We start from the raw sequence: 12,898 nt of genomic DNA on the forward strand, positions 1-12,898 counted from the left end.
ATAAATTAATTATATAATATTTATTACAGGTTAGCTATTTAATTATATGCACGTACATTAAAATCAACTTAAATGTATTAGTATAATTCAAAAAGATAATTTTCTATGAATTACATGAAAATCAACAAGCTATGTAAATAACGTGCCACCACAAGAATAATCAATATATGACGCAAATTGTATACGTAGTAAGTCCGGAAAGCCAACAAATTCACGTCTGGAAATTAGATGACATTCATGGACTATTAGAATTAATTCAGGTAATACGCACTCTTGGGCATGCGCAGCCTATGGCTGTACATCCTAATAAACGGTTTTTATATGTTGGAATACGTCCTAATTTTGGAATTACTACCTATAGTATAGATCAAACGGGGTTATTAACAGACAATGGAACTACTGATATAATCAGTAGTCCTACTCATTTGATTAGTGATATAAAAGGCGCATTTGTGTATTGTACATCGTATAGGCATCACACAGTCTGTGTGATGCCTATACGTATGTCAGGAATTCTTGGTCGTCCTATACAAATTATAGAAGGTTTGTTAGGTTGTCACTCCGCTAACATAGATAAATTTAAAAAATTGCTTTGGGTTCCCTGTTTACAAGAACATTCTATTAGGTTATTTAAAATAAATTCATCTGGCATGTTAACACCATGTAACCCTTATATTATTAAAACTAATATTGGTTCTGGCCCGCGTCATATGGTTTTTTATGATCTTGATCACTACGCATATGTAATTAATGAACTAACAAGTACTGTGGATGTCATAAAATATGATAATTTTGTAAAAACACCAAGTATTGTTCAAACATTAAGTATAATTCCGAAAAATATCCATGCCCAACGATATTGGGCGGCTGATATACATATTACTCCCAATGGTCGTTGGGTATATTGTTCTGATAGAACTGCTAACATCATTAGTTGTTTGGAAGTATCTAAAAAAACAAAAAAATTAAAATTTGTTAGTTATCAACTAACTGAAGAACAACCACGTGGATTTGCAATCGATTGTCAGGGAAAATTTTTAGTTGTTGCAGGTCAAAAATCAAATTATATCTCTTTATATGCGATTAATGCAAGTAACGGAAAATTAACCATGTTATCTCGTTATCCATCAGGAACAGGTCCTATGTGGGTTAGTATAGTAGCATGATTAATTTATTATTATGATTATTGAATAAATATGAAATAAATTCATGCACTTATTAGATGATTGCCATATTTTATAGAAATATAATTTTTAATTTTATATACTTATTGCCCAATAGTATAATCTGTGAATTATATTTTGTTGTTTATATGCTCATGTTAAAAACACAGAAGCGTATAATTTGGTAAAATTTAAAACATATATTCGGCATATTGTTCTACGATAGTAAAAAAATAAGATTCATTGCTACCTTATAACAAATTTTATATTTTATTTTGTTCTGTTGTTATTCTTTATGTGCGCCTTCTTGTATTTAGATCTATAACAATCTTTTACTTCTAAAAGAAGTACGTCGTAGATTCAATTATAGGGATAATAACATAATAGATTTTACTATGAACAGATTTTTTCGTTTTTCATCAAACATACCATGATTGATATAATTATTTTTTCAGTTAAATTTATCACCAATATTCATCTGAGTAATTAAATCTATAAATTTAGAAAGATTTAAAATATGTTAGATATTTTTACTGAAAGAATGTTTACTTTTTATAAAGATTTTTTATTGATCTTATCATATTATTATAGGACACACAAATCCACTTATGTATGGTATGCGTATTCGTATTCGATCTAATGTGTAAATTGATAGAAATTGCTTCATATTATCTATATTGTATAATAAATACTTTAATTAAAATCATAGCTGTTTGCAATTAAGTTTCTTAAAAAAAATAAGCAATTGTGAAATGATTGGTCTAATGGAGCATATATATAGCATTTTTTTTTTGTATTTGGATGTGTAAAACGTAACGTAGAAGCGTGTAGGAATAATCGATTGCATCCAAATTGTTTAAATTGAGTATTAAATTTGCAGTTCCCGTACATATTATCTCCCACAATAGCATGGCCGGCATGTTGAGTATGGGCTCTAATCTGATGTGTACGTCCAGTAATAGGTTGAATTGCCAACAAGGTTGCTACACTAGAAAATTGTTCTTTAATTTGAAAATGAGTCGTAGAAAATTTTCCCTTTTCTGAATCTATACAAACAACACGACTACCATTAAATAAAATATTCTTTTTAAACAATGGCTCGGATACTATTTGTGTATTTGCATCCCATCTTCCATGGACTAAAGCCAAATATTCTTTTTTTATATTTTGTAAACGCAACTGTTCATGTAAATACACTAAAGTAGTGCGTTTTTTAGCTATTAACAATACACCAGAAGTTTCTCGATCTAAACGATGAACTAGCTCTAAAAACTGTGCTTTAGGACGCAGCGCTCGCAATCCTTCAATAACACCAAATTTAAGTCCACTGCCTCCATGTACAGCAATACCAGTTGGCTTGTTCAACGCTAATAAATAATCATCTTCATAAATTATGATATTCTGTAAAAATGAAACTTCTTCCATACATTTCGTATTAAATTTATTTATTTTTATTCCTCTTACTGGAGGAATTCTTAAAACATCCCCCATTTTTAGTTTATATTGAAATTTGATTCTTTTTTTATTAACACGTATTGCACCAGTTCGTATAATTCTATAAATCATAGATTTAGGTGCTACTTTTAAATAAGTGTATAAAAAATTATCAATCCGTTGCCCAGAAAAATTTGAAGAAATCTTGATAAAATGTATATGAATATCATGTTCTTTCATAAGAAATCATGGTAATTACATAATTGTTTTAATATAATAATGAAAATAATAAAAAAGATCATGATTCTAGCACACTAAGTCAAACCATATAACCAATATTATAAAATTGGTATATTTGATATTTAAACTAATAATTTTAAATTAAAATATGTAATTTCGTACACATATATATTATATAAACTATTATTTTTTATCTGATACAAAGTCTAATTATTAGTTCATATAATAATATGAAAGTTATAAATAACTGTTGTATTATTTAGAATATAAATAATAAACATCATTCATGATGATGTTATGTGAATACGATAATATATCGATAGCTAGTATTATGACTTACATACAATATAATATGTAGTTATTAACAATTTTCAGGAATCTTCTAGATAAAAATAATTATACATTTAAGTACGTAAATGAAAATCTATTTAAATGCCAAACTATAGAAATACTGAAAATAATTAGATATTTAAATTAGAAATATCTATGTTTCAATATGTCAATACTGAGTAAAAATTATAATGAAAAGAATGTTAATTAACGCGACTCAACAGGAAGAATTACGAGTAGCATTAGTAGATGGGCAACGATTATACGACCTGGATATTGAAACAATAGGTCATGAACAAAAAAAATCAAATATTTACAAAGGCAAAATTATCCGAATTGAACCTAGTTTGGAAGCAGTATTCGTAGATTATGGGGTCGAGCGCCACGGATTTCTTCCTATAAGAGAAATCTCACACGAATACTTTCTTTCCTCACCATTTTACTATAATAAGTCTAACATTAAAGAAATTTTATACGAAGGACAAGAGCTAATTGTACAAATAGATAAAGAAGAAAGAGGAAACAAAGGTGCTGCATTGACTACTTTTATCAGTTTGGCAGGTAGCTATTTAGTACTAATGCCAAATAATCCCAAAGCTGGTGGAATATCAAGACGCATTGAGGGGAACGATCGTATAGAATTAAAAGAAATTCTACCTACTTTGGAATTACCCGAAGGAATGAGTTTAATCGTCCGTACTGCTGGAATGGGAAAATCTATCGAAGCATTAGAATGGGATCTAACTTCTCGATTACAACATTGGCAAGCAATCAAAAACACTGCGGCAAAAAAACTAGCGCCTTTTTTAATTCACCAGGACAATAACGTTATTGTACGTGCATTTCGCGATTATTTGCGCCCAGATGTAGGAGAGATTTTAATTGATAACCCTGCAATTTTAAATTTAGCTAAAGAACATATAACTTCTTTAGGTCGTCCAGATTTTGCTAAAAAAATAAAGCTGTACAATGGCGATATTCCTTTATTCAGTCATTATCAGATAGAATCTCAAATAGAATCAGCATTTCAACGAGAAGTACGATTACCATCTGGAGGATCTATTGTTATAGATACCACCGAAGCTCTAACAGCAATTGATATTAATTCTGCACGCTCTACTAAAGGAATAGACATTGAAGATACGGCTTTTAACACCAATTTAGAAGCAACTGATGAAATAGCACGTCAGTTGCGTCTGCGTGATGTTGGTGGATTAATCGTTATAGATTTTATAGACATGACTCCAGTTCGGCATCAACGCGAAATTGAAAATAACTTAAAAATAGCAGTACATCAAGATCGCGCTCGTATTCAAGTAGGACGTATTTCTAAATTTGGTCTATTGGAATTATCTAGACAACGACTAAGCACATCGCTAGGAGAATTAAGTCATCATATTTGTCCACGCTGTAATGGCACAGGAAACATCCGTGACAATGAATCTCTTTCTTTATCTATTTTACGTTTAATTGAAGAAGAAGCGTTAAAGGATAACACTCATGAAGTACACGCAATTGTTCCTGTAGCTATCGCTTCATATTTGCTCAATGAAAAGCGAAAAGCTATCAGCGATATAGAACAACGTCAAAGAGGAGTGCGTGCTGTCATAGTCCCTTATGAACAAATGAAAACTCCAAATTACGAAGTGCGACGTATACGCAAAGGGGAAACCAACAATAAACCAAGTTATTTATTAACAACAAATCAAAATCGTGAAATCGTCCAATCATCAGGAGAAATAATTTCTTCAAATCACGCTTATACTTCTTCAAAACAACTTCTATCAACAACAAGTATCTTGTCAAATTTAATACCTACTCGTAATAACATTTGGCATTATGCAAATTGTAAATTACAATGTAAATCAAAGATGGAAATTTCATGGGTTAATAATATTAAAAATTATTGGTCTAAAATATTTAGTTTATACATCGACACTTCTCGCTATTTAAAACAAAGATTGTTAAAAATAATCAGAAAATATACTAGTTGGATACATGCCAAAATTATATATCAACACAAACCATATCAATACTTAGATCATAATTTAAAACCACGTAAAAATTTATATTCTAAGTATAATAGTAATAACAAAAAAAAATATATCTATAATATAAAAAATAAAATTAACTTAAATAAAAATAATTATAAAAAAACAATAGATTTTTTTGATAAAAATAATAATATCGCGTCTCTATCGAAATTTGTTGAAAATACTGACACGTTTATATCCACTCTCCGTTATACCAATTCAACGCGATCTGTTGAAAAGACAATAAAAAAAACGTCTATACAAGGATATAAAAAAAGATATAAGCACAATATTAAATACAAGTATTTAAACAAGAGATATCATACAGAATCTCGGATATGGTTTAAAAATCATCCGTATCAACACAACACCTTACACATGAAAATAAATAAAGAATCAATAGTACCTATACATATCAATCCCCATAGAACACATTACAGATCCGATTCCCAACTTTAAAAACACTACTATTATTACTGGATGGAGGAAATCTAATAATATTAGAAATTCTAAAAATGTTGGCACTGCCAATTTGGAAATAAATAATCTAAATATTCCAAAAAAAATATCAGTAGTACTATCGTAACTATCCAAATATTCACAACAATATTACTAAACATAACCATGGCATATACCGCCAAGAGAACAGTAATCGCCCACAACTGACTCATTGTTTATATCGCTCGTCTCGTCATTTTCGTATACATTCTAAATACCGCTTACAACAACGTCGAGAAAATCCCCTAAATAAAATATCACAATATTATTACATGTATGTGGTATCGATATCTGTGATAACTTCTTAAGATTCATTACGTATAGGTACCTTTCATACAGCTACACATAATATAAAACTAAAAAATTAACTCTTTAGTTTTTAAAAAAAATAAACTTATAATGCATGCGAATCATTAATTTTTTCATTTCCAAAGGACATGATTAATTAACATAAATATATTTTTTTTTATATAAATAGACCTATATAATTATTTTTTAAATTTTATTAACTATAAAAATATATAAATGACTCAAAAAATGTTATCATTAAGCGTATATGTACGTAATTTTATGGCAATAAATTTCTAAAAATACAACAGTGATGACAATTTATTTATAAATGTATATTGATTATTTTTATAATCATTCACATGATGTTAATTACAAACACATGAAGAAACTTCCAACTTTCAGTTATTCTTTCTTACATCCACGATTTTGGTTAATCTGGTTAGGAATAGGTATATTATACATTTTAGTATTACTCCCTTACCCCATCATATACTATCTTGGTATTAGAATTGGTCGTATTACAAAATATTTTATGCAGCATCGCATGCGTATTATTCGCAGAAACTTAGAACTCTGTTTTCCTAATTTACCAAATCAAGAACAACAAGATTTGTTCAACAAAAATTGTGAATCAATAGGTATGGGAATATTTGAAACTGGCATGGCTTGGTTTTGGTCAGAACACAGAATTAAACGCTGGTTCAAAATTAATGGATTAACAAATATAACCCAAGCACGAAAAAAAAATAAAGGCATATTGCTAATTGGGATGCATTTTTTCACTTTAGAATTAGGCGCCCGAATTTTAGGAATGCTAAATCCGGGTATTGGTGTTTACCGTCCTAATAATAACCCGTTATTGGACTGGTTACAAACTAAAGGACGATTGAGATCTAATAAAACCATGCTAGATCGCACTAATATCAAAGGAATGATTAAAGCTTTGCAGCAAGGAGAAATTATTTGGTATGCACCGGACCACGATTATGGATATAAGAACAGTGTATTTGTTCCTTTGTTTGCAGTATCACATGCAGCAAGCACCATAGGAACCTATATACTCACAAAAATAGCTAAACCCGCGATTGTTCCTTTCATAGCACGTAGACTGCCTGATGTGCTGGGATATGAGTTGCTAATATTACCAAATAAACAATATGAAATACCCTTAGAAACAAATATCGATATGATCAAACACATTAATAAAGTGATCGAACAAGTAATCTTACTAGCTCCTGATCAATATATGTGGTTGCACCGTCGATTTAAAACCCGTCCTCCTGGAGAATCTTCTTTATATTAATCAATAACAGATAAAACAATGCATATGCAGAACAGACACATAAAAAAATGATTTATGTAAGATATAAATAAATACAAAAAATATATGTACGATGAGAATTTATTATATAATTTATGTATCTCGTTCTTTTTTGAAATTACATAGATATAATACTCTTAGAACACAAATAGACGAATAATGCGTGCACATTCATAACATGATGACCTTAAATATAATTAAGGCAGAGGATATAACCAATTCTAATGCGTATCATCCATATGAAATGTATTATCAACTACACACGTTGTTGATAATATTATATTCAATAATATTCCTATTTAACTAAAAAAATCATTTTGAAATTAGTCATAATAAATTATTATAGTAGTGTTACACTATTAGTATAATCTTATGATATATGAATTAAACTACATTTAATTTGTTATAAGTTAAAATTAAACATTCTGAAAATATTTAAATATTTTTTAAATATCACTAACCACATATAAAATGAAAAAATACAGATTTTAAGCAATGTAAATAAATATGAATATAAAAATATATTTGCATATCATAATGTTTGTGTTTGTAGGTGTATATCATTATTTAGCCTGTGCTACTGTTTATACAGTACCTAGTAATAATAATAGATTGATAGGAGAAAATATAGAGATCGTCACACCTAAAAATAACACATACTCTCTTGAACATTTTTCTGCACAATTTCAAGTAGGAATTAGCAATATGTTAAAAGCTAATCCCGACGTTGACGTATATCTTCCAAATTCAGAAACACGACTGTTAATTCCACATCAATTAATTTTACCAAATACACCCCATTTAGGTATCGTTATTAACAGCGCTGAAATGCGATTATATTATTATCCCGCCGAAAAAAATAATACTGTCATTGTATTGCCAATAGCCATCGGAACAGTTAAAAACTCAACACCATCTCACTGGATAACCTCGATAAAATATAAAAAAAAACCCAATTTGGGTCCCCACCAAACGTATGCGTGATGAATACATTAAACACGGAGAAATATTACCCACAATATTTCCAGCAGGACCTAATAACCCCATGGGACTATATGCTTTGTATTTAGAAAAAAATTATGCAATTCACGGAACCAACAGAAACTTTGGCATCGGCCTTAGAATCACTCGTGGGTGTATCAGATTGCGTCCTCAAGATATCGAATATTTGTTTCACATTGTCCCCGTCGGCACTAAAGTGCAATTTATAAACGAACCTGTAAAAATTACTGTTGAAACAAATGGTATGCGATATATAGAAATCCATAATCCGTTATCTTGTAATAACGAAGAAAATCACTCAGAAGCATCAATAATAGCGTATTTAGAAAAAAAGGTACAATCTATATTACTAGACGATTCTAATATAGATCATAAAATACTCAAAAAAGCATTACAAAATCGTTCCGGTATACCAATTAATATTACACGAAATTCATCAAAAATAAAACAATAAACTTTACTATAATGATAATTATATCATATATAATATAGTATTTCGATTCAAAACGCACTAACAATGATTACCCATCATTTTTAAAAACCGTTGTTAATATCCAAAATATCACCCAGTTTACAACTACCCGGGACGAGATTTGAACTCGTATAGCCAAAGCTGAGGGATTTTAAGTCCCTTGTGTCTACCAATTCCACCACCCGGGCTGTTAATCATAAAAAGACGCGTCCCGGAGTTGAACCGAGCTACACGGATTTGCAATCCGCTGCATAACCACTCTGCCAACGCGCCCTATACATAACATAACACCAATCAAATATACGATAAAAACTACACGACAAAATCAATGTAACTATATTTTAAATACACTAGTCAGTCATAATATAATTATGACTGACTAACTTAAGAATATCAAGATCTTTAACATAGTAGATCTAGAACAACCAACCATCTCTCTATTTAAAAAAAATGCAGATACAGCCCTTATGTTATTAGTATTTAGCAATTAATATTGTGTATATGAAATACATATCACCTATTAAATTTAAATTACACTTATGTTTTAAAATAACATACATGCATACACATAATATAAACTTATATCTGAACTATATATAACACTTATGACAATACACAATTTTGTCATATTTTAGATAAATTTGTATATCTATGGATACAAATTGCATCTATATATTAAGGTGTTGATAACTTTTTATAATTATATAAAAATCAATAATTAAACAAATCGCAACGCGCTGTATACAGATAAAGACACATAGACCAAAACGTTAATAAAACCGAGACATATAACGCGACAATACCGATAATTACTATCCATTCATCAAAACTCCATAGCAATGCAGTTAAAGACAACATTTGTACAAACGTTTTAATCTTGCTAACCCATGAAACTCCAATCCCATTGAGACTACCAATTTTAGCTATCCATTCACGTAATGCTAATATGATCACTTCGCGAATAATCATGCTAGACGCTGGTAATGTAACCCACCACACATGGAAATGCTCAGATATTAAAATAAGTGCTGAAACTATCATCACCTTATCTGCCACCGGATCTAAAAATTTACCAAAACTAGTAGTTTGTTGCCAACGACGAGCTAAAAATCCGTCGAACCAATCCGTAATAGCCGCCACAAAAAATATAACAGTACACAACATTGGTGCCCAACTCATTGGCAAATAAAATACCACTGTAAAAAATGGCGTCATGATAACACGAAATAAGGTAAGATATGTTGGTATATTAATAAAATCCATAATAACAAAAAACCAATTTAGCATAGCTACAATGTTACAACCCTAAAATACTACATATCCTCAATATATATAACACTACTTCTTGCATAATAACATCTAACATAATATTATCATTAATTCTTAAAATGTCATGGCTTCTCAATTAAATATTAGTTAAGTTGCTCATTTAATTACGATCAATACTTCTTCCATAATATAAAATTGAAATGTATTTCAGTGATTTAAACAGATAAAATCATTGCATGATATTTTATCCATAAAATACGTATAGAATACATAGCTATCAATTACTTTTATCGTTATGTGTAAAAAAGAATAATAAACATGAAATTACAATAAATTACTAAGATAGATATAGTATGTGTTATGTAGTATCATACATATATACATCAAATTATATTTAAAACAGACAAACAAATCATTATGTATACGAAAATTATTCGTAACCATTTAAATAATAAATAATCAAGATTCAGTGTTAGTATTGATATGTTAATATATCCTAAGCACAATTGGGTCGTTAGCTCAATATGGCAGAGCAGTTGACTCTTAATCAATTGGTTGTAGGTTCAAGTCCTACACGACCCAATCAATTAAAACTTTGTAGTGATCATACAGTTTTTAATATCATCAGTTAAATTTTTTAAAACTTTTAACATAAACATGGGTTTATATAATAACTAAAATATTAAAGTGTAAATTCTAATAACATCTCTCCATACATATTCTTAAGGTGTTATAAAACAAAAAACAAATACACACTAATGCTATAAAATAACTAATTAAAAAAGTATATTCTTACTACGTACACTTCTAAAAACATATAAAATCTCAGTTGTATTATACTCAACTAATATATAATAATATTCATTATACTTAATAATCAAAAAAATCTCGGAGGAGTAGAGATTCGAACTCTAGAATGTTTTCATTACCGATTTTCAAGACCGGCGCCTTCAGCCACTCGGCCACTCCTCCAAAATATCTCAAATAATAAAATTAATTCTATTATTTTTATACATGTAACACATATACTTTCATGTATATTAAATCTGAAGTTACGAACTGCTGATTCTATATCTAAATTAATGTTAAAAATAAATAATAACTCTATAAACAAAAACTATATTTAGTTACATTATCATCAAATAATGTCAAGTATATATTAAATTGTCACATAGTGCATATTTAAAACAAACTTTACGTAAAATTTGTTATCAGCAGAATATACATACTGATATTTAATATATATATATGTGTTGATTTATTTGAAAATAGATATTATTTGCCCTATACACTATTATTAATAGTAATAAATTCTTAAATAATTAAGGAGCAACTTGTGGAATACAACCAAATAAACGTTAATGTTGACACTCAAGGATATTTGATTCATATTGAAGATTGGAATGAAGAAGTTGCGATTAATATCGCTAAACTAGAAGGTATTATACTGAACACAGTACATTGGGATATCATATATTTTATGCGAAAGTTCTATATAGAATTTCACACGATACCAAAAATTAGAATATTAATTAACGCTATAGAACTGAAATACGGTAAAGAAAAAGGAAATAGCCAATATCTTGCCCGATTGTTTCCAAAGGGATCTGTGGTTCAAAAAATTGCAAAAATTTCTGGCCTTCCTAAACCTATTAAATGTTTATAATATGGCCAACAAATTTTTAAAATTAAAACAAATTATTTTATCAAACACTTTTAATATTTAGCATGAAACCTTTAAAATGCATTAAGTATTAAAAAATGATATTTTTTATCTACATTAAATCTACTTAATAATAATTTACCCTTGATTTTATTATCTTATCCCATATTTATTTTATGATTTTCGGTAAATAATATTTCACGGGAGTTTTTATGATAGCTAGCAAATTTGGAATAGGACAACAAGTACGACATAAATTATTAGGATACTTAGGTGTAATAATAGATATAGATCCAGAATATTCTCTTGAAAAACCCACATTAGATGAAATTACAAGTAACGACACTCTACGAAAATCCCCATGGTATCATGTTGTTATGGAAGACGAAGAAGGAAAACCCATACACACTTATTTAGCAGAAGTACAATTGGGATATGAAAACACTCTAATACATCCAGAACAAACAACTTTAGATGAACTTTCTGAATCTATTCGTTTACAACTTCAAATGCCAAAATTGAGAAATTAATATTCAGATCATGAAACTTATAAGAAAATATTATTATTTTACATATATATTATTTTTTACACTGCTATGTAACTATACTAACTACTTACTTAATCATCTTCAAAATTTTTAGGAATATCTATCATTTAATATTAAATTCAAATAAATATACAACAACAATTAATCATAATATCTATACACGATAAACATTCTTGTATCTATATATCTATAGTCTAAGTAGCGTATTTTTAATATATACCGTTTGAGTCTTCAAATATTGAATGTATTATATGATATATAATACAAAATTGTTTGTTAACATTAATTGCTATAACCTACACACATAAGTCTACAATTTAACATAAAACTGATTTTTTAGTACAACATTATATATATGCATGCATAATACATTAATTCTTTTTTAAGAAAATATATTTCATATAAAACATATATGTCAATAGAATTGTTCCATTATCGAATTATGTTTGATACCAAAAACAAAATTGTTATTATAACAAATATATATTAAATATAATTACACATACTTAAATAAATTGATGTGTATATATTATTATACAATAATACTGTCAGACTAAAATAAATATAATAGAATGATATATAACATGTATATATAGTTTTAAACTTTATTAAAACATAATAATTTAGCTTTTTA

7 protein-coding genes, 4 tRNA genes and 1 pseudogene are annotated in these 12,898 nt (G+C 28.5%); 7 read left to right on the forward strand and 5 right to left on the reverse strand.

The window, feature by feature from the left end; all coding sequences use genetic code 11:
* Positions 1 to 167: 167 nt before the first annotated feature.
* The gene (gene pgl, locus CBquer539_RS02105; protein ID WP_500836237.1) at positions 168 to 1,166 is read left to right on the forward strand and encodes a 6-phosphogluconolactonase; all 999 of its coding nucleotides are present in this window, start codon (positions 168 to 170) and stop codon (positions 1,164 to 1,166) included.
* Positions 1,167 to 1,856: 690 nt separating this feature from the next.
* Here pgl and rluC read toward each other — a convergent pair.
* Positions 1,857 to 2,837, reverse strand: coding sequence for a 23S rRNA pseudouridine(955/2504/2580) synthase RluC (gene rluC, locus CBquer539_RS02110; RefSeq protein ID WP_500836238.1), 981 nt, complete (start codon positions 2,835 to 2,837; stop codon positions 1,857 to 1,859).
* Between the two features lie 521 nt (positions 2,838 to 3,358).
* On the opposite strand from rluC, the gene rne reads away from it, so the two are divergent.
* The 3 genes and pseudogenes from rne (at position 3,359) to CBquer539_RS02125 (ending at position 8,766) form a co-directional block, all read left to right on the forward strand.
* Positions 3,359 to 5,659, forward strand: a complete 2,301-nt coding sequence (gene rne, locus CBquer539_RS02115) for a ribonuclease E (RefSeq protein ID WP_500836239.1) — start codon at positions 3,359 to 3,361, stop codon at positions 5,657 to 5,659.
* Positions 5,660 to 6,368: 709 nt separating this feature from the next.
* Positions 6,369 to 7,292: an LpxL/LpxP family Kdo(2)-lipid IV(A) lauroyl/palmitoleoyl acyltransferase gene (lpxL, locus tag CBquer539_RS02120; protein WP_500836240.1), complete on the forward strand. Its 924-nt coding sequence runs from the start codon at positions 6,369 to 6,371 to the stop codon at positions 7,290 to 7,292.
* A gap of 525 nt (positions 7,293 to 7,817) precedes the next feature.
* Positions 7,818 to 8,766, forward strand: a pseudogene (locus CBquer539_RS02125) (L,D-transpeptidase family protein).
* A 124-nt stretch (positions 8,767 to 8,890) separates the two neighbouring features.
* Here the strand turns inward: CBquer539_RS02125 and CBquer539_RS02130 are convergent.
* The 3 genes from CBquer539_RS02130 to pgsA all read right to left on the reverse strand — a co-directional run bounded on the left by CBquer539_RS02130 (position 8,891) and on the right by pgsA (position 10,047).
* Positions 8,891 to 8,972: transfer RNA gene (locus tag CBquer539_RS02130), tRNA-Leu, on the reverse strand.
* A gap of 14 nt (positions 8,973 to 8,986) precedes the next feature.
* Positions 8,987 to 9,057: transfer RNA gene (locus tag CBquer539_RS02135), tRNA-Cys, on the reverse strand.
* A gap of 438 nt (positions 9,058 to 9,495) precedes the next feature.
* Positions 9,496 to 10,047, reverse strand: coding sequence for a CDP-diacylglycerol--glycerol-3-phosphate 3-phosphatidyltransferase (gene pgsA, locus CBquer539_RS02140; RefSeq protein WP_500836746.1), 552 nt, complete (start codon positions 10,045 to 10,047; stop codon positions 9,496 to 9,498).
* Between the two features lie 514 nt (positions 10,048 to 10,561).
* Between pgsA and CBquer539_RS02145 the strand changes: the two genes are divergently transcribed.
* Positions 10,562 to 10,635 (forward strand) — tRNA-Lys (locus tag CBquer539_RS02145).
* A 307-nt stretch (positions 10,636 to 10,942) separates the two neighbouring features.
* Here the strand turns inward: CBquer539_RS02145 and CBquer539_RS02150 are convergent.
* Positions 10,943 to 11,025, reverse strand: a tRNA-Ser gene (locus CBquer539_RS02150).
* Between the two features lie 364 nt (positions 11,026 to 11,389).
* On the opposite strand from CBquer539_RS02150, the gene CBquer539_RS02155 reads away from it, so the two are divergent.
* Together CBquer539_RS02155 and hspQ are read left to right on the forward strand one after the other, a co-directional pair.
* On the forward strand, positions 11,390 to 11,719 hold the full coding sequence (locus CBquer539_RS02155; RefSeq protein ID WP_500836241.1) for a TusE/DsrC/DsvC family sulfur relay protein: 330 nt from the start codon (positions 11,390 to 11,392) through the stop codon (positions 11,717 to 11,719).
* Between the two features lie 209 nt (positions 11,720 to 11,928).
* A complete protein-coding gene (gene hspQ / locus CBquer539_RS02160) occupies positions 11,929 to 12,246 on the forward strand; it encodes a heat shock protein HspQ (protein WP_500836242.1) in 318 nt (105 codons plus the stop codon).
* Positions 12,247 to 12,898 lie beyond the last annotated feature (652 nt).

It is taken from the genome of Blochmannia endosymbiont of Camponotus quercicola (assembly GCF_059935335.1).